Source organism: Nocardia jiangxiensis NBRC 101359 (assembly GCF_000308615.1).
Taxonomy (GTDB): Bacteria; Actinomycetota; Actinomycetes; order Mycobacteriales; family Mycobacteriaceae; genus Nocardia; species Nocardia jiangxiensis.
Window position 1 is genome coordinate 1 of record NZ_BAGB01000074.1, and the last position, 19944, is coordinate 19944.

Genomic DNA, 19944 nt, shown 5'->3' on the forward strand with positions numbered 1-19944 from the left:
AAGCCCCGACGCTTTCGAACGTTCACTGCGAACCGCCGCCGCCTGAAACCTGTAAGCCCCTGTCCACCATTCGGGGTGAACCTCAAGGCTCGGGTGTGGCCGATTCTGCCGTTTGTCGTCGGCGACTGGCGAGATCAACCGATCCCACCGCGGTCCTCGACAACGCCTGATGACCGATCTGAACGCAGGAGGCGTGCACCGACACTCCGGATCGGCCGCCGAATCCCGTTGAGCCGACGACAATGACCGTGTCTCCGGCCGGGATGGTCACCTCGTTGCGGCAGGACGCTCAAGAGGTGATTGACACAGTGTCACAACGGTTTCGGGCTGATGGAAATCGTTGCCTCTTGATGGGGTGCCATCGATCTGCGGGACGGGGCTTCGATCCGTCGGGCGAACTGGCTGGTGGTCGCAACTGTCACGGGGCAGCGCCGGCGGACAGGAATTGCCATGCGCGCGTTGCGGCTTGGAGATTGAAGCGGATGTTCGGATCACGTAGGTCGAAGCCGGTGAGTTCGCGGATGCGGCCGAGGCGATAGCGCAGGGTGCTGCGATGGATGTGTAGTACGGCGGCAGTATCGTTGTAGTTGCCGCCGCACTCGAGATACTGGGCCAGGGTGTGCACGAGGTCCGAATGCCTCGTGGCGTCGTACTCCAGAAGGGCACCGAGCCATTCGTGTATGAAGCGGTCGACCTGACCGTCGGCGTGCGCCGCGTCGACCAGACGATAGAAGCCGAGTTCTTCGAATGCCGTCGCGCCGTCCGGCATTCGCGACTGCAGCCGGATGTGGACGGCACGGTGGGCATCGGCGAACGAGCGCACGAAGTCGCTCGGCTGCTCGCACCGGCCGCTGATTCCGATGGTTATCGGCGTGGCGTCGAGGCGTTCGTGGATTGCGTGGTGGAAGGCGCCTGGATCCGGTCTGCGGTCGGTGATCAGCACGACCGCGCCGCCGTGGCGGCCCTGGATGTATTGCAGGCTCAGGGCCGACGCGGCGCGGCTCGCGGCGTCGGCGATCGAATCGTCGGCGCGGCCTGCGCTGTGCACCACGACGACATAGTGCGTTCCGTGCAGGTCGTGTCCCAACGCTTCGGCGCGGGCGTAGGCACTGTCGTTGTCGGTGCCGGAGGCGAGATCGTCGACGAGCTCGCGATGTAGCCGCAGTTCGATCTCGGCAAGAGTGCGTTGATGTGCGAGTTCGAGGGCGAGCATGGTGCTGCCGTAGACCAGTGCGAACAGCTGAGCATCGACGACGCGATGGTCCGGGTCGATCAGCGCGACCGTGCCGAGGACATCGCTATGCGGTTTCACCAGCATGATCACCCGATCGTGGAGCCGTAGCGGCGCATTGTGGGTCGCGAGTCGATGCAGCAGTTGATCGCGCTGCTCCGGTGCGGCTTTGGGATAGGGTTCTGGTCGGCCGGGTCCGGACCAGGCGCGCAGATTGCCGAAGGGATCTTCGACCGCGACGGGCAAATCGGTCAGCTGGGCGAGGGCGTCGGCGATACCTTGTTCGCCCTGTCCGTAGGCGGCGGCCCCAGCGAGCACCTCATGCACCCGCGTCTGCTGTTCGAGGCGTCGCACCGTGGCGGCCAAGTGCTCGTTGGTCTCTGTGAGTTCGGTCGCGTGGGCGCAGGCACGTTCGTACATGGTCGCGTTGCCCAGCGCTGAACCGGTGAGCTGCGCCAGCACTTCCAGAAGGAATATCTCGTCCGGCCGTGGCTCGCGGTCGGAGCCGACAACGAGCGAACCGACCGCTCCGGACGAGGTCCGCAGGACGAACGCCCACCCCCATCTCTCGCCGTCCAGGTTTACGCTGCCCTGGCCGCCTTGGGCGCTGACCTGCGCGTCCAGGCCGGGCTGTGCAGGTCGTGTCGGGGAGGACCGCGTGAATTCGTCGTCCACCCGGCGATAGCTCGCCAGCGTGCGACACGAGCCGAGGGACGGGACGGCCGCATGGGCCATGCGAAGTATTTCCACTTCGTCGTGCTCGTTCGACAGGGCCGCCGACAGCGCGCACAACCCGTGCAGTGACGCCAGGTGCGCGCGCGCCGGGCCATCGACGATCGGGTGACTCAACAATTGCTGATTCATGGCGGGCCTGGCCCATCGTGGTTTTCGGTCGAACCCGGCGCTGCGGCGGCCTCGGCCACGCCCACCCGGCTAATTTCGGCCGATCCACTCGCCGCCACGCGCACCGATTCACTCCGAGTGACGGACATCCAGATGCAGACTAATTCTGTGGACGTTGGCCATCAATAATACGCCGATCGATGCGGCGTTTGCAGCCCATGACGAATATGCATCGTTGCGGCATCAGAGCAGCAGATGAAATATTTCGAACACGGCGGACCATTCGGCGGTTCCCGGATTTTTGACCTTGGGTGCGATCGTGACGAACGTTTGCGCGAGCGCCACGCTGAGGCCGCCGGCGATCAGCGGCAGTCGGTGCTCGGTGTCCTCCGAAAGGGCGAGGTCGAGCGGGGGGCGCGCGGCGAGTTGGTCGAGCAGCGGTTGCAGCTCGATCTCCTCGTCCAGCTTCTCGAACCGATGGATGCTCTGCTGCAGTCCCGCGGTGATCGGAAGATCCCACGATTCGATCACATCGCGCGAGTTCGCCTTCGCTGATGCCTTGGCGATGATGAACAGGTCGTAGATCTTGTCGTCGATGAATTCGGTGTAGCGCTTGAGATCATTGCGGTCCACCTGCAGCCCGGCCGCGGCACGAAAGAAACGCTGAAATTTGACAACGCCCATTACCGGCATTTCGGTCAGCTCCTCTCGAAGTATTCGTGAATGTGGCGCACCGCCATCGCACCTTCACCGACGGCGGACGCGACTCGTTTGACCGAGCCACTACGGACATCGCCCACCGCGAAGACGCCGGGCCTGCTTGTTTCGAGTGGTAGCGGTCGACGTCCGGAATCGCGTCGCTCCTCGGCCGGGTAGTGCGCGTCCGGGCCGGTGCGGACGAAGCCGTGCGCGTCGAGCGCGATGGTGTCCGCCAACCACGCGGTGCGCGGGATGGCCCCGATGAAGACGAACAGGGCGCGGACCGCGAGCTTGTCCCGCTCCCCGGTGCGATTGTTCTCGACCACGATTGCTTCGAGGTCGCTGACGCCGGTGACCTCTCGCACCTCGGTGTTGCGGTGCACCGTCACACGCGGGTGTCGCTCGACCTGCTCGACCAGATACCGGGACATGCTCTTGCCGAGATCGCGATCCCGGATGAGTAGGTGCACGTGCTCGACGTGACCCGCGAGAAACACCGTCGCCTGCCCTGCGGAGTTACCGCCGCCGACGATCGCCACCGGGTCCACACCGCACATCGCCGCCTCCTGATGGGTCGCGGCGTAGTACACGCCGGTGCCTTCGAAGCGCTCGATCCCGGTCACGGCCAGTTTGCGATAGCGGGCGCCGGTGGCCAGGACGACGGTGCGGCCGAGCAGCGTGCCGCCCTCGGCCAGCCGCAGCAGATGGTGTCCATCCTCGGCTTCCAGCCCGACTACCTCCGCGGACACCAGCAATCGAGCACCGAACTTTCCGGCCTGGATGACCGCTCGCTCGGCCAGCTCGGTGCCGGAGATGCCCGCGGGAAAACCCAGGTAGTTCTCGATGCGCGAGGACGTGCCTGCCTGCCCGCCCGCCGCGATCGCCTCCAGCACCGAGGTGTCGAGCCCGTCCGATGCGCCGTACACCGAGGCGGCCAGACCGGCTGGGCCGGCACCCACCACGATCAGGTCGCACACCTCGCGCAACGTGGTCGGCACCGGTAGGCCGATGAGGTGCCCCAATTCGGCATTCGTCGGATTGCGCAGCACCCGCTCGCCACGCCAGATGACGACCGGGGTGTCCTCGGGTGCGACACCGAGATCACGCAGGAGCTGTTCGGCCCTCCTGTCGCGCTCGAGGTCGATCCAGGTGTGCGGCAGTCGGTTTCGCACCGCGAACTCGCGTAGCCGCAGGGTGTCGGGCGAGTAGCAGGAGCCGATGATTCGGAACCCGGAGACGATGTCGAGCAGCTGGCAGCGCCGGATCAGATACGCGCGCAGAATGAGATCGCTGAGCACCGGGTCGTGTTCGACCAGCGCGCGTATCCGCTGGACCGGGACGACCAGCACCTCGCCGTCTTCGGTCATCTCCGCGGTGTAGAACGCGACCTGACCTTCCAGCAGGCCCAGCTCGCCAAGGAATCGGCCGGGCCCGTGGATGCGTAGCACCCGGTGTTGCCCCGCATCGTCGTCGACGATCGCGACGGTGCCGGACAGGATCACGAAGAACTCGTCGCTCGGCGCGCCGGCGCGAACCAACGTCTCACCGGCGCGCACGGCTCGCTGGGCGCCGCCGACGGCGAGCGTCGCCACCTGCGCCTCCGACAATCGCGGATACGCACCGACCTCGTCGGGGGTTTCGACGTTCATCAGACGAAGTTCTGGTGGACGTAGCACCAGCGCCAATTCTCGCCGGGTTCCATCGATTGGACGATGGGGTGGGCGGTCCCGGCGGCGTGGGCTCGCGCGTGCCGCATCGGGGACGAGTCGCAGCACCCGACGTGCCCGCAGGTCAGGCACAGCCGCAGATGCAGCCATGGCGTGCCGAGCCGAAGACACTCCTCGCAGCCCTGTGGTGTCCGCGGCGCCACCGGCCGGATCGCAGCGATATGGGGATCGGTATGGGTGGAGGTCATGCGGTCACCCCCTTGTCTGCTCGATTGGACAGGGCCTGGTCCAGCCATCTCCGCAGTTCCGGTATCGGAGCAGCGCCCGCCTGCCGGGCCAGCGCCTCGCCACGGTCGAGCACGAGCAAGGTCGGCACCGCCCGCACGACCAACCGCTCGGCGGTACGCGGTGCGGCATCGACGTCGACCTTGACCAGCTTCAACCGACCTGCCCGTTCGGCCGCGAGCTGTTCGAGTGCCGGGCTGACCATCAGACAGGGCCGGCACCAGGTCGCCCACAGGTCGACCAGGACCGGCACCGAAGAGTGTGCGGTCACCTCGGTGAAGTCGTCGTCGCCGGCCGCGACGATCCACGGCAGCGGTTTGTGGCAGTTACCGCAGCGCGGTGTGCCTTCCGCCGCGGCCGCAACCCGATTGAACTTTCCGCAGTTGGGGCATTTGATCTTCGCGGTTTCCATGGTCGTACCTCGTTTTCATGCCGCGATCGCGGCCGCGGTGTACGCGACCGCTAGATCGGCACCGTCCACGGTGACAGTGACGGCGCCGCCCTGACCGATGTCGCCGCGCATGAGAGCCCGGCCGATCTTCGTCTCGACTTCGTGCGCGATGTAGCGGCGCAACGGCCGGGCACCGTAGACTGGATCGAATCCGTGCTGGGCGATGAGCCTGCGCGCCTGCGGGGTGATATCGAGACTGATCTGCCGTTCCGCCAGCCGACGTCGGAGTTCTTCGAGTTGTAGCTCGACGATGTGCTCGATCTGCGGCAACGTCAGCGGCGTGAACAGCACGATGTCATCGACGCGGTTGAGGAACTCGGGGCGGAAGTGCCCCCGTAGCTCGGCGAGCACCCGATCCCGTGCGTCCGGCTTGATCTCGCCGTGTGCGGTGACACCGTCGAGTAGGTGCTGGGAGCCGATATTCGAGGTCATGATCACCACGGTGTTGCGGAAATCGACCTGTCGGCCTTGCGAATCGGTGATCCGGCCGTCGTCGAGCACCTGCAGCAGGGTATTGAACACATCGGCGTGCGCCTTCTCGATCTCGTCGAACAACACCACCGAGTACGGCTTGCGGCGCACGGCCTCGGTGAGCTGCCCGCCCTCGTCGTAACCGACGTAGCCGGGAGGCGCACCGATCAACCTGCTGACCGTATGCCGCTCCTGGTACTCGCTCATGTCCAGGCGCACCATATTGTCTTCGCTGTCGAAAAGCGCCGCGGCCAAGGTTTTCGCGAGTTCGGTCTTGCCGACGCCGGTGGGTCCGAGGAAGATGAACGATCCGATCGGCCTGCGTGGGTCGCGGATGCCCGACCGGGCGCGGATCACCGCGTCCGCGACGAGTTGCACTGCCTCCTCTTGCCCGACCACCCGCTCGTGCAGGATTTCATCGAGCCGTAGCAACTTCTCCCGCTCGCCCTCCTGTAGCCGGGCCACCGGGATTCCGGTCCACGCGGCGACGATTTCGGCGATCTCGTCCTCGGTGACAACCTCGCGCAGCAGCGGCTGCTTGCCTTGTTTGGACCGCAATTGTTCCTCTGCCGCTTGCAGATTGCGTTCCAGGTTGGTGATCTCGCCGTAGCGCAACTCGGCCGCGCGGTTGAGGTCGTAATTGCGTTCGGCCTCTTCGGCTTCGTGGCGCAGTCGCTCGAGCTGTCCGCGCAATTCCTGCACCCGCCGGATCGCCTGCCGTTCGGCGTCCCATTGGGCGTGCCTCGAGTCGGCCTCGGCCCGCAGATCGGCGAGTTCTTTTCGAAGCTCCTCGAGGCGAGCCTTGCTGGCCGCGTCGGTCTCCTTGGACAGTGCCGCCTCTTCGATCTCGAGCCGGGTCACCTTTCTGGTGAGTTCGTCGAGTTCGGCCGGCATGGAGTCGATTTCGGTGCGCAGCCGAGCACATGCCTCATCGACCAGGTCGATGGCTTTGTCCGGCAGGAAGCGGTCGGTGATGTAGCGATGCGACAGTGTCGCGGCCGCTACCAGCGCGCCGTCCTGAATCTTCACGCCGTGGAAGACCTCGAGCCGTTCACGCAGGCCGCGCAGGATGGACACCGCGTCCTCCACGCTGGGCTCATCCACCAGCACAGTCTGGAATCGACGTTCCAGTGCCGCATCGGATTCGACGTGCTTGCGGTACTCGTCCAGGGTGGTGGCGCCGATCATGTGCAGCTCGCCGCGGGCGAGCATCGGCTTGAGCATATTGCCCGCGTCGAGAGATCCTTCACCGCCGACCGAGCCCGCACCGACCACGGTATGCAGCTCGTCGACGAAGAGGAGGATGCGGCCCTCGGCCGCCTTCACCTCCGACAGCACGGCTTGCAGACGCTCCTCGAACTCACCACGGTATTTCGCCCCCGCGACCAGCGAACCCATATCGAGGGAGAAGATCGTTTTGTCGCGCAGGCCTTCGGGCACATCGCCACGGACGATGCGCTGGGCCAGGCCCTCCACGATCGCGGTCTTGCCGACGCCGGGATCGCCGATCAATACCGGATTGTTCTTGGTCTTTCTGCTCAAAATCTGTGTCACCCTGCGGATCTCGGCGTCTCGGCCGATGACCGGGTCAAGCTTGCCCGCGTTTGCTTCGGCGACGAGGTCGCGGCCATATTTGTCCAGTGCCTCGTAAGCGCCCTCCGGTGTCGCCGAGGTCACTCGCTGATTGCCGCGAACCGTGGTGAGCGCCTGCAGGAACGACTCTCTGGTGATGCCCTGCCCCGCGAGGATCCGGCCCGCCGCAGTGCCCGATCCCTCTTCGGCCAGCGCCATTACCAGGTGCTCCACCGAAACGTAGGAGTCCTTGAGCCGCTTGGCTTCTCGTTCGGCCGATTCGAGCAGCGCCGCCAATCGCTGGGTGACCATCACCTGCCCCGGTGCGGCGCCCGGACCACTGACCTTGGGCCGGCGGGCCAGCTCGCGATCCACCTCGGCGCGCAAGGCGTCGAGATCCGCACCCGCTTGGTCGAGCAGCCGGGGCACCAGCCCGTCGCGCTGGTCGATCAAGGCGAGCAGCAGATGCTCGCCGTCCACCTCGCTGTGCCCCGATCGCGTGGCCGCGTTCTGCGCTTCGCTCAAGGCTTCCCGAGATTTCTCCGTCAGTTTGCTGGTGTCCATCGCGACGTCCTCCTTCGACGAGGATCGGCTTCGAGTTCTTCGATTCGCTTCAGCAGATCGAGCACCAACCCGATTGCCGCATAGTTCAATCCGAGCCCGGACCGCAGGCGCTGAATTCGCGCGACAACCGCCACCGCGGACGGCTCGAAGCACAGTTCGGTACCTTCGCGGGCGCAGTCGAGCAGTCCGAGCGCGACCAATTTGCGCACCATGTCCGGATGCAGGCCGGACCTCCGCGAAAACTCGCCGAGCCGCAGTCCCGGTCGCCGTACGAGCAGGTATCGCGGTGTGGGCGCACTCATTGCTCTCTCCTCGGATCGAAGCTCGATTCGGCGGCCAACTGCTCGAACAACTCCCGTTCCCGCGCGGTCGGTTTCGACGGCACCATGACCTTGACCTCGGCGTACAGGTTGCCGTCGGCGCCGCGAGCGTTGGGCATGCCCGCGCCACGCAATCGCAGCTTGCGCCCGGTCGAGGAGCCCGGCGCCACTTTGACCTTCGCCTCGCCGCTCGGGGTGGGGACCGCGACGGTGGCGCCGAGCACCGCCTCCCACGGGGAGACGGGCAGGTCGAGGTAGATGTCGCGGCCGATCAACCGGAAGCGCGGATGTGGCTTGATGCGCACGACCAGGTAGAGATCCCCTGCAGGCGCGTCGCCACTGCCACGCCCGCCCTGCCCGGCCAGCCGGATCCGCTGCCCGTCGATCACCCCGGCCGGGATATCGACGTCATAGCTGCGCCCGTCGAGCCCGAGCCTGCGCTTGCCGCCGCGGTATGCCTCCTCGACGGTCAGCTCCAGGACCGCCTCCTGATCGGCACCCGGAATCGGTCCGTACCCGCCGCCGCGGCCACCGAAGATATCGCCGAATATGTCGCCGACGTCGACGTTGCCGTCGAAACCGCGGCCGAAGTGCACGCGGGTCCCGCCCCCGAAACCACCTCTGCCGCCACCGAACCCGCCGGTGGCCGCGCCGACCCGCTCGTCGTAATCCTCCGGCACTCGCCGGAAGTCCTCACCGAAGCGGTCGTAACGACTCCTCGTCGACGGATCGGACAGCACCTCGTACGCCTCGCTGACCTCCTTGAACCGATCCTCCGCCGCCGGATCGGAATTCACATCCGGGTGATATCGCCGCGCCAACTTGCGATATGCCTGCTGAATCTGGTCCTTGTCGGCGTCGCGGGAAACCCCGAGGACCTCGTAGTAGTCGCGCGCCACCGACGCTCACCCCTCGCGTCTGCTGACGATCACGGCCGCCGGACGCAGTTGGCGGCCATTCTCGCCGTATCCGGGGCGAACCACCTCGACCACGGTCCCCGGCGGGAAATCGGGCCGGTCGACCACGCTGACCACCTCGTGCATTTCCGGGGAGAACGGCACCCCCACCTCCGAATGCCTTGGGTAGCCGAGCTGTTCGAGTACCTGCACCGCTTGGTCCCGGATCGCGCGGACGCCCGCGACGAGTGGGTCCGCCTCGCCGTTCGCGTGCGCGAGTGCCAGTTCCAAGTTGTCCAGCATCGGTAGCCAGGCGGCCGCCACCTTCGATCGTTCGGCCGCGCGTTCTCGATTGAGATCTTTGGCATAGCGCTTTCGTAGGTTGTCCAGATCGGCGGCTGTGCGGCGCCAGCGATCTTCCAACTCAGCGATCTGGGCGACGGGTGGTTCCGGCGCCGCGCCCGGATCAGGTGCATCGGCAGTCGACTGGTCTGCGGAGGTATCCATCGGAAATCCCCTCAACTCCGGTCGAACTCGGCGTCTATCACGTCGTCGTCACCGGGTGAGCCCGCGCCCCCGCCCGTACCGGCGGTGCCCGCGTAACTCGATTGTCGGTCGCCACCGGATTGCGCGGGCTGCAACCCGTACTGCAATTGCTGCAGTTCCGAGGTGAGCGACTGCACCCGATCCAGTGGCGCTTCTTCTTTGACGGCCTGCCTGGCGTCGGCGATCAGCATCTCAGCGCGTGCCCGCTCGTGCGGCGGCGCGCTGTCACCGAGTTCGGCCAGGCGCCGCTCCACCTGGTACGCGGCCGAATCCAACGCGTTGCGGGCATCGACGGCCTTGCGCAGTTCCTCGTCTTCGCGGCGGTGCTGCTCGGCCTCGGCGAGCATCCGGTCCACCTCGCTCTGGTCCAGATTGGATTGCTCGCTGATGGTGATGCTCTGCTCTTTGCCGGTGTCCTTGTCGCGCGCGGTGACATTGAGGATGCCGTTGGCGTCGATGTCGAAGGTGACCTCGACCTGCGCTTGGCCGCGGGGCGCCGGCCGGATGTCCTCCAGCCGGAACCGGCCGAGTACGCGGTTGTCGGAGGCGCGTTCGCGTTCGCCCTGCAGCACCACCACATCGACCGCGCGCTGGTTGTCCTCCGCGGTGGAGAAGACTTCGCTGCGCCGGGCCGGGATGGTGGTATTGCGCTCGATGATCTTCGTCATCACCCCGCCCTGGGTCTCCACGCCGAGCGACAGCGGCGTGACGTCCAGCAGCAGCACATCGGAGACCTCGCCCTTGAGCACGCCCGCCTGGACGGCCGCGCCGAGCGCGACGACCTCGTCGGGGTTGACGCTCATATTCGGATCCTTGCCGCCGGTCAGTCGGCGCACCAGCGCTTGGACCGCCGGGATGCGGGTGGATCCGCCGACCAGGATCACCTCGTCGATGTCGTTGGCGGTGATCTTGGCGTCCTTCATGGCCTGCTCCACCGGGCCGAGGCAGCGCTGCACCAGATCCGCGGTCAAGTCCTCGAACTTCGAGCGCATGATCGTGGTGGTGAGGTGCTTGGGTCCGTTCGCGTCGGCGGTGACGAACGGCAGATTCACCTGTGTCTGTGTCACCGAGGACAGCTCGACCTTGGCCTTCTCCGCTGCCTCGAAAAGTCGTTGCAGCGCTTGCGGATCGGCACGCAAGTCGATGTGCTCCTCGCGCTGGAATTCGTCGGCGAGATAGTCGACGATGCGTCGATCGAAGTCGTCGCCGCCCAGATGGGAATCACCCGCGGTGGAGCGGACCTCGACCACTCCGTCACCGACGTCGAGCAGGCTGACATCGAAGGTGCCACCGCCGAGATCGAATACGAGCACCGTCTCGTGGGTCTGCTTGTCCAATCCGTACGCCAAAGCCGCGGCAGTCGGCTCGTTGATGATGCGCAGGACATCGAGTCCCGCGATCCGGCCCGCGTCCTTGGTGGCATTGCGCTGTGCGTCGTTGAAGTAGGCGGGCACCGTGATCACCGCTTCTTTGACCCGCTCACCCAGATATTTGCTCGCGTCATCGACCAGCTTGCGCAGCACCAGCGCACTGATCTCCTCAGGCGCATACTTCTTGCCTCGCACATCGAACCGGGCAACCCCGCCCTCGCCCTCGACGACGTCGAAGCTCACCGCCTTGGCCTCCTCCGATATTTCGTCGAAGTGGCGGCCGATGAATCGCTTCGCCGAATAGATCGTGCCCTTCGGATTCAAAATCGACTGCCTGCGGGCAAGCTGACCGACAAGCCGCTCACCACTTTCGGTGAACGCAACCACCGATGGTGTGGTGCGAGCGCCCTCGGCATTGGCGATCACCACCGGCTCGCCGCCCTGCCAGCTCGCGATGACAGAATTCGTCGTCCCAAGATCGATTCCTACAGCAGTGGCCATATCAATTCCTTCGGATCGGCGCGACCGGCCGGCCGCCGGATATTCGACAACGCCAATCCTCGCGGCCACACCAGAGGCACGACACGGTCCGACAAGGCGAAAAACGCGAAACCGATTGGTCCTGCCGGAGCAGGGACGAGCACTATGGATTGGACGGGGTGGCCGCCGTGATCGGCCGCACCGTCGAGTAGAGCGGGGTGGGTCGACCTACCACCGGCCGGTAGCGCTGCCGCTGGGCACTGCGGGCACCATGGCCGGTGCCCGCAGTGGCAGGTTTGTCCGATACGGCCAGTATCGGTTCAGACCGAATGAGTTCGGAGATCGTCAGATAGGCCACAGCGCGACGAAGACCACGAAGAACGACCCGGTGCGCCACGAACGCCAACCTCTATAGCGACCAGCCTGATCAGCGGCCAAAGCCAAGCGCCGATCACCCCGTTACATAGCCCCGGGCTGCGGATCACCCTCTACCAAGCGACATCTCTACCTGCGCCCGTACGCACTGGCCCTCCCCCGCGAAACCGTCAGCGGCCGCATCCCGCCGCCGCGGTCACCGACCTCGGCGACGGTGCGCGGGTGCGTGTGTACGGCGACACCACTCGCCGGGTGCCGGGCCCGGCACTGCTGTGGATCCACGGCGGCGGCTACGTCTTCGGCACCGCCGCGCAAGACGACCGCTGGTGCCACCAGATCGCCACCCGCACCGGAGTGCTCGTCGCGGTCGACAGCCAGCTCACCGTCATCCCCGGCGCCTTCCACGGCTTCGACACCGTCGCACCCACCACCACGATCAGCCGTGACCTGCGCCGCAACGCCCTGCACACGATCCACACCGCCGTAACGACACCACCCAGGTGAACCGGGATGGGCGGGTTCAGAACAGGGTGTCGCGCACTCGCAGCGGCCGGTAGCCGGTCGGCCCCAACTGGGCGAGCTCGGCGTCGATGTCGACCTCGATCGCGCCGAAGAAAGCGTTGATGTTCTCGCTGTGCGCCGGGCTGATATGTGCGAGCACATCGTCATCGATCCGGCGACCGGCTCGGCGCAGGCGACCGGCTCGGCGCATCTGATCGACGGCGAGCCCGTAATACTCTGTGGTCCAAGCGATTACCGCGTTCGCGGCCAGGCACCAGGCTTGGCCGGTCTGGTCGTCGAGCTGGCGGGCGCGGATCGTGCCCTCGTCCGCGAACACCCGCGGCGCCACGAACCCCAACCTCCAACACGCCGCCGATCAACCCTCATCGGCAGCCAAGCACCGACCACCCGGCCGCGCACGCCGAACGCGAAAACCCCGCTCTACCAGCCCACTACGCCATATTCGCCCCAAACTCGGCCGAAACTCGGCGACCTTTAGAAGAATGTCTCGTTTGCCAGTGGCGCGGGTCCGCCGGGGAATCCGCCCGGCCGCTGCGAGAAATTCAGCGGTTCGGCGGGCGCCTCGCGGTGATGTCGCGGCCGTCGCAGGCGAGTGTCTGCTGCAGGGTTTCGATCGCGGCGTGCAGGTGGGCGGTGACTGCGGTGGACGAGGTGAGCACGACGTGGTGCTGCTGCTGGATCTCCTCGATCTGACACAAGGTCTCGAGGTCACAGGCGATGGCGTCTAAAACGCACCGGATCTTTTTGAGTGTCTCGATCGCGGTGGTGCGGGGCCGTGTCCGAGCAGGGGGGTCGGTCATGAGCGATCGTGGTGGCCGCGAAGCTGGTCGCGTTCGGCGGTGAGCGCGGCGTTGGTATCGCGTAAGGCGGTGTTGGTGTCCTCGAGGTCCAGGATGCGGGCGATCGCGACGAGGTTGATCCCCTGCCCGGTCAAGGCGGCGATACGCGCGAGCCGCGCCACGTCGTCGTCGCTGTAACGGCGGGTGCCCCCCGCGCTGCGGGCGGGGGTGAGCAGCCCGTGTTCCTCGTACAGGCGCAGCGAGTGCGCCCCCATCCCGGCCAGCTCGGCGGCCACCGAGATCCCGTACACCGCCTGGGCTGGGCCGGGCCGATGACCGGAGCCGAGTCCGGGCGGGCGGTCGTGTCGATCAGGCAGCATCTACATTCCTCTCTTGCTGTTTCCAGATTACCTCAGCACGATGCTTGCACTCTCCTCAGTCGAGTGCTAAAAATATCTCTGTCAGATGACAGAGGTTATCTGAGCCCCGTCGACAAGAATGGAGTGAGTGGAGGTGGCGACCATGCTGATGCGCACCGATCCTTTCCGGGACCTGGATCGCCTGACCCAGCAGGTGTTCGGCACCCCGGCGCGGCCGGTGGTGATGCCGATGGATGCCTGGCGCGAGGGAGATGAGTTCTTCGCCGAACTCGACCTGCCCGGCATCGACCCGGAATCCCTGGACCTGGATATCGAACGCAACGTGGTGACCGTGCGCGCCTCACGCCCGGAACTGGACCAGGGACGGTCGATGATCGCCGCGGAACGCACCCGCGGGGTGTTCTCCCGGCAGTTGTTCCTGGGAGAGAATCTCGACACCGACGCCATCCGCGCCGACTACCGCGACGGCGTCCTGCGATTGGTCATCCCGGTCGCGGAGAAAGCCAAACCCCGCAAGATCGAGATCAGCCGCCACGACGAGCATCAGGCGATCAACGCCTGACCCGGGCGGCATCACGGGAGGTCCTGTGATGATGCCGATGGAGTGCGCGACCGGGCATGCGACGACCGAGGCCGCAGACGAGCTGTCGTGGCCCGATGCCCGGCTGCTGGAGTCCGATCCGGACCTCGAGGAGTTGTTCGCCGAGATCGACGAGGTTCTGCGCCAGGCCTGGGACCGGTGGCGGTCCCCACCGCCGCGCGAGTATCGCGCGCCCCGGGACCGGCCCGCGCACGCGGCGGCCGCGCAGGCGGCACGGTGTCCGGGCCGCCGACCGGCCGCCGTGCCGGGACGCCAGCGCGGCCCGCCCCTGCGGGTGCGCCGGCGCTCTCGATGCGGTACCCGATGACGAGACGAAGCGAGGTGATGCCCGTAGAAGACACCGAAAACCCGCACGAAATGTTCTCGCACAGAAGTATTCTCGCGACAATGCGGGTCGGCGACCCGAGCCCGATGCCCGCTCCACCGATACAGGCGCGTCAGGACTCCCCTCTCCGGCGCATACACAGCCACTGTGGTGGCATCAGCGGCAGGGCCCGGTTCGCCGCCCCGTGCGGGAACAGCACAGCAGTTCATGTTCAGACTCTTCCCGTCCACGGGTGGGCCCGGTCAGCACAACCGCTTCCGGGCTCACCCGGCCCCTTTTTCGCCCGAATCGACCACACGATGACGTTCGAGGCAGGGATCGCCGTGACCAGCACCCGGACCACCATCACCCCGGCAGGCAGCGACTTCGACCACGCCGGGCAGAACCGTCCCGCCCACGACAGCGACCGCGACATCGGCCTGGACACCACCACGCTCGCGCCACCGGCCGAAACGGTGCGCGCCGCGATCGACCCAGCCGACCTCACCGACCGTATCGACCAAGCCTGGATCACCCCACTCGACTGCGATGACGACTACGACTACAGCCCCACCGACTAACCGTGCCCCCGCCAAGCCCACCCGCACCGCCACCACGTGCTGCGACCCGCACACCGGCAGCGGGCAAGAACCACCCCGCTGGCACCACGGCCACGTCGCCTGGTTCAACACCGAGAAGGGGTTCGGGTTCCTCACACCCGACACCGGTCCCGCCGTATTCGTCGATTACCAGGGAATCGACGCCTTGGGATTCAAGACCCTCGCCGCCGGGCAGCCGGTGGTGTTCACCGCCACCGACACCGGCCGCGGCCCCGAAGCCACCCGCGTCGTGCCCTACACCCGCGCCAGCACCTCGACTCCACCCCAGCGCGGCCACCGCCGTACTCGCACGCAGGCCGAGCAGAAACGGCCACATCGGTCTCGATGCCGCTGGCAGGCCGCCTGAGCCAACAACGACCCGCACAATCACCACAACCCCGCAGAGCCGTCATGACATCGACACACCCACCCCGCAACACCAGCAACCACACTGTCTCCAGCGCGGCCACACGCCGGATAACCACCGCTGCCACCGACCCCGGCGACATACGGAGCGTGGACCGGCACGGACCCCGCCGCCCGCGCCCGTGGTGGGACACGATCATGCCACCCGCCATGTCCACCGACCCGGCCGCGCCGAGGTCCCCCGACCCCCGTCATCCCCGGGCCCGCAATCCCTATCCACGCCGCGCCCGACCGGCCAGCAGCGCCGCCCGCTGCTGACCAGGCAGCGCACATCGGCGAGCGACGCGGATCCGATGTCTCCCCCTGTTCCCCTCCGCAATACGCACCGCCTGTCGCAATCATCAGAGCACCCAGCCCGAAGGCCACCATGACATCACCAGCACAGACCAGTTCAGCGCGGCGCACCGCTCGCAGGAACCACGTGCGCACGCGCGCAACCGATTCCGACGTTCCCGAAAACTCACCGGTGGTGCACTGGCCCGACCCCAGCCCCCTGGACCACTGGTGGACCGAGGTCATGGACGGTGCCCTCACCCCGGTCGCCGCTCCCACGGCCGGAGTATGAAGATCATGCTCACCCTGCTCGCACTGCGGGTGACCGTTCCCGCGCTCGCCGCACTCGCCGGCGAGAGCGACCGATGAACCGGCTGACGCGAGGCCGTGCGAATGCACTCGCGCCGGGAAAGATCGGCGGTGCTACGTGAAGGCGCACAGCCGGTTCGTCGACCGCGGCGCACCCCGACGGCGGTCCGGGCGGATGTACGTGCATGGCTACCACAGCTCCAATCCGGACGCGATCCTGGGCACCCTGGTCTGGGTCGTCGTGGCCAGTGCGGTCTTCGTGCTGGTCCTGCTGGCCGTGTTCGGTCGATCCGATTCCGCTCAGCCTGCCGACACCGTTCCGGTGCGGCTGACCGCCCCGCCGACGTCGACGTACACCCCGCCGCCGTGCTTTCCGTTCGAAACGGCCTGCTGACCGTTACGCGAAGTGCCTCACCGGATTCGGTGAGGCACTTCGCGCTTTCCAGGAGGTGAACTTCGGGTCACCGGTGTCAGGCGTGGGCTCCAGCACGGTCGGCGAGGTCGCGCAGCGGGGGCGGCGGTCGTGGTCGAGGAGTTCGGAGACGACCTGCTCGAGCAGGGACTGGTATTTCACCCATTCCGGGCCCGCGGTGTTCTCGGCGGTCAGCAGGTCCAGGGCCTTGCGGTGTTCGCCGAGACGGACCATCGTCGCGGCGCGGTCGGTGAGGTGCCGGGCCTGGGACACCGGGGCCAGCCCGGCGCCGCCGTGCGGCATGGCGCGGGGCGGTGACCGCTTCGGCGTACTGCTCGTCGGAGATCTGGATGTCGGTGGTCTGCATGACCACCTGGCTCGGACCGAATCCGCACTCGTAGTGTTTGGTGTCCTCGCCGATCCGTGCGGCGACCTCGCCCGCGGCGTCGGCCAGATCCAGTGCCGCTCCGGGCTTTTGGCTGCGTCCGGCGGCGGTCGCGCTTTGCAGCGCGAGTGAGCCGTAGACCGCGAGGTGGTCCTGGCCCACGTCGCCGGCGAGTTCGATCGCCGCGGCGGCCTCGAGCGCGATGTTGTGGGATTCCTCGTAACAGCCCTGCATCAGCAGCTGCCAGGCGACCGACCCGCGCAGGGTCGCGGCCAGCAGCGGGTCGTTGCCCTTCTGCGCGGCGATCAGGCCCTCGCGGATCGCGAGGAACGCGGGGTCGACCTGGCCCATCTGCACGAGGGTGCAGCCGGTGACCCAGTACATCCGCGCCAGCAACTCGTGTGCGGGGGCGATGTCGCCGTTCTGGGCACCGCGGGCCGTGGCCCGCAGTTGCGCGATACCCGGGCGGCAGCAGCGCGGCGAGACGTTCGTAGCGGCCCGACCAGTACGAGCCCCAGGCGCCCTGATTCCGATGACCGACGACGAGATCCACGCAGTCGAACAATTGGCGGCCGACCCGGCCGGACGGGTGATCGTCGCCCTGGCCGCCGAGAACGCCGCTCGGACCGGGGCCATCGGCCACATGGCGCTCGACGACCTCGACCTGGGCAACCGGCGCGTCGCCCTCGCTGGCCGCCGCCAGTGACTCGGCGACCTCGGCTACCGGGCACCGCGGCGCTGGCTCGACCACCGCCGCGCCACCTGGCCCTCACCGCGAACCCGCATCTGCTGGTCAGCCCGAAGACCGCGCACGGCGCCGCTCCGGTCAGCCAAAGGGCCATTCGCCGGTGCGGGCCAGTGCCGCGGTGACATTGAGGCGGATCACCGCATCGAGGACGGCCGGGTCCATCGCTTGGGGGAGGAAGACATCCCTGTGGCCGGTGCGGGTGTCGGGCGCCTTCACTTCGTTCCAGGTGGGGGGTCGCTGCGCTGGTCGAGGGTGTGTTGCAGTTCGGTGTTGAGACGCTGAGCGTCGGCGAGCTGGTCTTCGAGGATGACGATGCGACAGGCCGCGTCGAGGGCGTGGCCGGCGTCGATGAGTTCGCGCACGCGGGCGGCGATGCGCAGTTGGTAGCGGGAGTAGCGGCGGTGCCCGCCCGGCGACCGTTGCGGGGTCAATAATTCGGCGGCGTCGAGACTGCGCAGGAACGCTTGGGTGACGCCGAGGATTTCCGCGGCGCGTCCCATCGAGTAGGCGGGGTAATCGTCGTCGTCGAGTTTGTCGGCGGCACTGGGACCGTCGGCGGGGTGGGGGTTCGGTTGTTGCACAGGGCCTCTCGGGTCAACGCCGACAGGCCCCGGCGCGAAAGCGCCGGGGCCTGGGATCTACGAAGGGGGGAATAATTGCATACTTTCACCGGCCCGTCAGGGCCGCTGTCACACACCGCATCCGATACTTCCCACGATGCGGACCTGATAACTGGCTACTCAGTGACCACCTCCTGGATCGCCGGTCTTCCTACGGGTGCTTGCGAACTCGATTATTCGGTGATGCTTCGTCCCCCTCCGGCAGGTCCGGCCAACATGCACCGGGTCTGTCCGTCATCCGCCGGAAGGGGACGGTGAAACTTCCTTCTTCCGGGCAGTTCACCTCCCGGCTTCTGGACTCCTTCATTCGAACAACAGAGACTCTATAACGACCTTCAGCGAATGTCTACACCCGACACGATAGATTTTCGCCTACCGGTGCGGGTGCTTATGTCACATCGATAGAGGGGTTTCGGGGTGTCGGGACCGGGGAGCTCGAGGGGACTCGAGCAACGAGGCGGGCAAGGGTGATGGTCATGACGACACCGGTGCTGGATTGCGGGCACCGCGGCCGGAACCGCAGCGCTGCCGCGGATCTGGATCTGGATGTGGTCGCGGCGGGTGGGCGCGGGCGAAGGTACGTGAGCTGCTGGCAGAACTGCCAACGGCGGTGCTCGCCGATGCGGTGCAGGTGTTCGACGAGCTGGTCAGCAACGTCTGCCGCCACGGCGCCGCGCCCCGGCGATGCCGGGTCGCCCACCGCCGCCGGGAATCCCAGCGGCGTCGGTCCGTCGCAATGGGACCGAGGCCGCTGCCGCGCGGTTGGAAGGTTACTACGCCGTGGGGCGGGTGAACTCCCCCGTCTCGGACGCCCTCGGCGAAAGTAGTCCACTCGCTTGAGGTGAAGACGATGGGTGATCGTGGCCGAGGAGTCTGGTTGCTACCGATTGGCCCGGCCCGCGTCTGACTTCCGGCTGCCTCCGCATAGCCACCCACCCGATAACTTCTCGGTTAGTTCAACACGCAGACTTGACAGGGAAGCGGTCTGGCGCGGGGAACCGTGGTGGCCTGCCACGGCTCGACCAGCGTATTGCTCGGCCTGCTGGCGGGAGTGACGGCAGCAGGACAGAACGCGGCCGTGATCGGCGGGCGTCGACTCGGCCTGCTGGCGATCGCGGAGATGGGCGGCGACCTGTCCCGCTTGCCGATCATCGACCCCAGCGGCGGAGACCCCCTCGAGATCGCGAACGTGCTCACCGATGGCGTCCCAGTCGTGGTCCTCGATCCCGGCACCCGCCACGTGACAGCGCCCGCCGCACGGGCACGCGTCCTTGCCCAGAGATATCGCAGCCAACGCGGTGTACTGATCTGCACGAAACAGATCAGCGGATTCCGGCCGCACCTCACCATCCGCTCCCACGTCACCGCATACATCGGACTCGGCCCCGGCATCGGGCGCGTCCAGCAGATGAAGTTCGGTACCGAGACTTCCGACCGCTACACACCCACCCGGCGCACGGAACTACTACTCGCGGGCGTCGACCCACCGAACACACCGCTTGGACCCGAGCCTCCGCGGCCGAGGCGGAAGCCGCGCAGCGGTGGAGTCACGCCGGATGAACGGTGCGCGACGACTCGTTCGACTACGACCAGTACTCGTGAACCCGTCAAGGGTCTGGATACTTCCGCGAACCCCGCCGCGCAGACAGTCGATCGGGATGCGGGCCCACAGCGTCAACACCCAACCATCGGGCGGTGGTGACCTGTCGTGGATGCTGGCCACGCAATACTCGTGGCTGCTGCTCTACACCACCGGAGCGGTGTGGTGCGCAGAGATCGAGGTGACCCTGCGCGCCGCGAACAAGCACAGGGGAAG

24 protein-coding genes and 1 pseudogene are annotated in these 19944 nt (G+C 66.9%); 9 read left to right on the plus strand and 16 right to left on the minus strand.

The window, feature by feature from the left end; genetic code table 11:
• Window positions 1-418: 418 nt before the first annotated feature.
• The 10 genes from ON40_RS31625 to dnaK form a co-directional block, all read right to left on the minus strand.
• Window positions 419-2095 (minus strand): PucR family transcriptional regulator, encoded by a 1677-nt coding sequence (locus ON40_RS31625; protein WP_063713123.1) that lies wholly within the window; start codon window positions 2093-2095, stop codon window positions 419-421.
• Between the two features lie 222 nt (window positions 2096-2317).
• On the minus strand, window positions 2318-2758 hold the full coding sequence (locus ON40_RS31630; protein WP_174435094.1) for a DUF1931 family protein: 441 nt from the start codon (window positions 2756-2758) through the stop codon (window positions 2318-2320).
• A 14-nt stretch (window positions 2759-2772) separates the two neighbouring features.
• The gene (locus tag ON40_RS31635; protein ID WP_085997840.1) at window positions 2773-4422 is read right to left on the minus strand and encodes an FAD-dependent oxidoreductase; all 1650 of its coding nucleotides are present in this window, start codon (window positions 4420-4422) and stop codon (window positions 2773-2775) included.
• Complete coding sequence (locus ON40_RS31640; RefSeq protein ID WP_040828714.1) at window positions 4422-4688, minus strand: UBP-type zinc finger domain-containing protein; 267 nt, start codon at window positions 4686-4688, stop codon at window positions 4422-4424. The genes ON40_RS31635 and ON40_RS31640 overlap by 1 nt, the downstream gene beginning before the upstream one ends.
• Window positions 4685-5137 carry a thioredoxin family protein gene (locus ON40_RS31645; protein WP_040828716.1) on the minus strand — a complete coding sequence of 151 codons (453 nt, stop codon included), beginning with the start codon at window positions 5135-5137 and terminating at the stop codon, window positions 4685-4687. The genes ON40_RS31640 and ON40_RS31645 overlap by 4 nt, the downstream gene beginning before the upstream one ends.
• 15 nt (window positions 5138-5152) lie before the next feature.
• Window positions 5153-7783 (minus strand): ATP-dependent chaperone ClpB, encoded by a 2631-nt coding sequence (gene clpB / locus ON40_RS31650; protein WP_040828718.1) that lies wholly within the window; start codon window positions 7781-7783, stop codon window positions 5153-5155.
• Complete coding sequence (locus ON40_RS31655) at window positions 7765-8085, minus strand: chaperone modulator CbpM (protein ID WP_040828720.1); 321 nt, start codon at window positions 8083-8085, stop codon at window positions 7765-7767. The genes clpB and ON40_RS31655 overlap by 19 nt, the downstream gene beginning before the upstream one ends.
• Window positions 8082-9002 carry a DnaJ C-terminal domain-containing protein gene (locus ON40_RS31660; RefSeq protein ID WP_040828721.1) on the minus strand — a complete coding sequence of 307 codons (921 nt, stop codon included), beginning with the start codon at window positions 9000-9002 and terminating at the stop codon, window positions 8082-8084. Before ON40_RS31660 ends, ON40_RS31655 begins: the two co-directional genes overlap by 4 nt.
• 6 nt (window positions 9003-9008) lie before the next feature.
• On the minus strand, window positions 9009-9506 hold the full coding sequence (locus tag ON40_RS31665) for a nucleotide exchange factor GrpE (protein WP_040828722.1): 498 nt from the start codon (window positions 9504-9506) through the stop codon (window positions 9009-9011).
• Between the two features lie 11 nt (window positions 9507-9517).
• Window positions 9518-11416, minus strand: a complete 1899-nt coding sequence (dnaK, locus tag ON40_RS31670; RefSeq protein ID WP_040828723.1) for a molecular chaperone DnaK — start codon at window positions 11414-11416, stop codon at window positions 9518-9520.
• A 576-nt stretch (window positions 11417-11992) separates the two neighbouring features.
• On the opposite strand from dnaK, the gene ON40_RS56210 reads away from it, so the two are divergent.
• Window positions 11993-12274: an alpha/beta hydrolase gene (locus ON40_RS56210; RefSeq protein WP_040828725.1), complete on the plus strand. Its 282-nt coding sequence runs from the start codon at window positions 11993-11995 to the stop codon at window positions 12272-12274.
• 16 nt (window positions 12275-12290) lie between these two features.
• On the opposite strand, the pseudogene ON40_RS31685 reads toward ON40_RS56210, so the two are convergent.
• The 3 genes and pseudogenes from ON40_RS31685 to ON40_RS31695 all read right to left on the minus strand — a co-directional run.
• Window positions 12291-12608: pseudogene (locus tag ON40_RS31685) on the minus strand (Tn3 family transposase); the annotation flags it as partial.
• Between the two features lie 226 nt (window positions 12609-12834).
• Window positions 12835-13092, minus strand: a complete 258-nt coding sequence (locus tag ON40_RS31690) for a hypothetical protein (RefSeq protein ID WP_040828728.1) — start codon at window positions 13090-13092, stop codon at window positions 12835-12837.
• On the minus strand, window positions 13089-13451 hold the full coding sequence (locus ON40_RS31695) for a MerR family transcriptional regulator (RefSeq protein ID WP_051193809.1): 363 nt from the start codon (window positions 13449-13451) through the stop codon (window positions 13089-13091). Before ON40_RS31695 ends, ON40_RS31690 begins: the two co-directional genes overlap by 4 nt.
• Window positions 13452-13593: 142 nt before the next feature.
• Here ON40_RS31695 and ON40_RS31700 point away from each other — a divergent pair, with 142 nt between their 5' ends.
• From ON40_RS31700 to ON40_RS31720, 6 genes are all read left to right on the plus strand, one after another.
• Window positions 13594-14013 carry an Hsp20/alpha crystallin family protein gene (locus tag ON40_RS31700; RefSeq protein ID WP_083896079.1) on the plus strand — a complete coding sequence of 140 codons (420 nt, stop codon included), beginning with the start codon at window positions 13594-13596 and terminating at the stop codon, window positions 14011-14013.
• A 28-nt stretch (window positions 14014-14041) separates the two neighbouring features.
• Complete coding sequence (locus ON40_RS31705; protein ID WP_040828732.1) at window positions 14042-14359, plus strand: hypothetical protein; 318 nt, start codon at window positions 14042-14044, stop codon at window positions 14357-14359.
• 317 nt (window positions 14360-14676) lie between these two features.
• Window positions 14677-14937, plus strand: coding sequence for an Rv3202a family protein (locus tag ON40_RS31710; protein ID WP_040828734.1), 261 nt, complete (start codon window positions 14677-14679; stop codon window positions 14935-14937).
• Complete coding sequence (locus ON40_RS56215) at window positions 14906-15322, plus strand: cold-shock protein (RefSeq protein WP_063713124.1); 417 nt, start codon at window positions 14906-14908, stop codon at window positions 15320-15322. Before ON40_RS31710 ends, ON40_RS56215 begins: the two co-directional genes overlap by 32 nt.
• Before the next feature lie 480 nt (window positions 15323-15802).
• Complete coding sequence (locus tag ON40_RS52220) at window positions 15803-15946, plus strand: hypothetical protein (RefSeq protein ID WP_157186485.1); 144 nt, start codon at window positions 15803-15805, stop codon at window positions 15944-15946.
• Window positions 15947-16081: 135 nt separating this feature from the next.
• Window positions 16082-16357: a hypothetical protein gene (locus ON40_RS31720; protein WP_157186486.1), complete on the plus strand. Its 276-nt coding sequence runs from the start codon at window positions 16082-16084 to the stop codon at window positions 16355-16357.
• Window positions 16358-16433: 76 nt separating this feature from the next.
• On the opposite strand, the gene ON40_RS31725 is transcribed toward ON40_RS31720, so the two are convergent.
• Window positions 16434-17111, minus strand: a complete 678-nt coding sequence (locus tag ON40_RS31725; RefSeq protein ID WP_169541929.1) for a hypothetical protein — start codon at window positions 17109-17111, stop codon at window positions 16434-16436.
• 19 nt (window positions 17112-17130) lie between these two features.
• On the opposite strand from ON40_RS31725, the gene ON40_RS52225 reads away from it, so the two are divergent.
• On the plus strand, window positions 17131-17466 hold the full coding sequence (locus ON40_RS52225; RefSeq protein WP_157186487.1) for a hypothetical protein: 336 nt from the start codon (window positions 17131-17133) through the stop codon (window positions 17464-17466).
• A 120-nt stretch (window positions 17467-17586) separates the two neighbouring features.
• Here ON40_RS52225 and ON40_RS52230 read toward each other — a convergent pair whose 3' ends face one another.
• Window positions 17587-17724, minus strand: coding sequence for a hypothetical protein (locus ON40_RS52230; RefSeq protein WP_157186488.1), 138 nt, complete (start codon window positions 17722-17724; stop codon window positions 17587-17589).
• Window positions 17721-18089: a helix-turn-helix domain-containing protein gene (locus tag ON40_RS31730; protein ID WP_040828738.1), complete on the minus strand. Its 369-nt coding sequence runs from the start codon at window positions 18087-18089 to the stop codon at window positions 17721-17723. The genes ON40_RS52230 and ON40_RS31730 overlap by 4 nt, the downstream gene beginning before the upstream one ends.
• A gap of 1024 nt (window positions 18090-19113) precedes the next feature.
• On the opposite strand from ON40_RS31730, the gene imuA' reads away from it, so the two are divergent.
• Window positions 19114-19830 (plus strand): DnaE2-dependent mutagenesis accessory factor ImuA', encoded by a 717-nt coding sequence (imuA', locus tag ON40_RS48455; protein ID WP_505789344.1) that lies wholly within the window; start codon window positions 19114-19116, stop codon window positions 19828-19830.
• Window positions 19831-19944: the final 114 nt, after the last annotated feature.

Excerpts from the sequence above, each read along its gene's own strand:
- ON40_RS31625 (WP_063713123.1), bottom strand. The coding sequence starts at position 2,095 with ATGAATCAGCAATTGTTGAGTCACCCGATCGTCGATGGCCCGGCGCGC.
- ON40_RS31630 (WP_174435094.1), bottom strand. The coding sequence starts at position 2,758 with ATGGGCGTTGTCAAATTTCAGCGTTTCTTTCGTGCCGCGGCCGGGCTG.
- ON40_RS31635 (WP_085997840.1), bottom strand. The coding sequence starts at position 4,422 with ATGAACGTCGAAACCCCCGACGAGGTCGGTGCGTATCCGCGATTGTCG.
- ON40_RS31640 (WP_040828714.1), bottom strand. The coding sequence starts at position 4,688 with ATGACCTCCACCCATACCGATCCCCATATCGCTGCGATCCGGCCGGTG.
- ON40_RS31645 (WP_040828716.1), bottom strand. The coding sequence starts at position 5,137 with ATGGAAACCGCGAAGATCAAATGCCCCAACTGCGGAAAGTTCAATCGG.
- clpB (WP_040828718.1), bottom strand. The coding sequence starts at position 7,783 with ATGGACACCAGCAAACTGACGGAGAAATCTCGGGAAGCCTTGAGCGAA.
- ON40_RS31655 (WP_040828720.1), bottom strand. The coding sequence starts at position 8,085 with ATGAGTGCGCCCACACCGCGATACCTGCTCGTACGGCGACCGGGACTG.
- ON40_RS31665 (WP_040828722.1), bottom strand. The coding sequence starts at position 9,506 with ATGGATACCTCCGCAGACCAGTCGACTGCCGATGCACCTGATCCGGGC.
- dnaK (WP_040828723.1), bottom strand. The coding sequence starts at position 11,416 with ATGGCCACTGCTGTAGGAATCGATCTTGGGACGACGAATTCTGTCATC.
- ON40_RS31690 (WP_040828728.1), bottom strand. The coding sequence starts at position 13,092 with ATGACCGACCCCCCTGCTCGGACACGGCCCCGCACCACCGCGATCGAG.
- ON40_RS31695 (WP_051193809.1), bottom strand. The coding sequence starts at position 13,451 with ATGCTGCCTGATCGACACGACCGCCCGCCCGGACTCGGCTCCGGTCAT.
- ON40_RS31700 (WP_083896079.1), top strand. The coding sequence starts at position 13,594 with ATGCTGATGCGCACCGATCCTTTCCGGGACCTGGATCGCCTGACCCAG.
- ON40_RS31705 (WP_040828732.1), top strand. The coding sequence starts at position 14,042 with ATGATGCCGATGGAGTGCGCGACCGGGCATGCGACGACCGAGGCCGCA.
- ON40_RS31710 (WP_040828734.1), top strand. The coding sequence starts at position 14,677 with ATGACGTTCGAGGCAGGGATCGCCGTGACCAGCACCCGGACCACCATC.
- ON40_RS56215 (WP_063713124.1), top strand. The coding sequence starts at position 14,906 with ATGACGACTACGACTACAGCCCCACCGACTAACCGTGCCCCCGCCAAG.
- ON40_RS31725 (WP_169541929.1), bottom strand. The coding sequence starts at position 17,111 with ATGGGCCAGGTCGACCCCGCGTTCCTCGCGATCCGCGAGGGCCTGATC.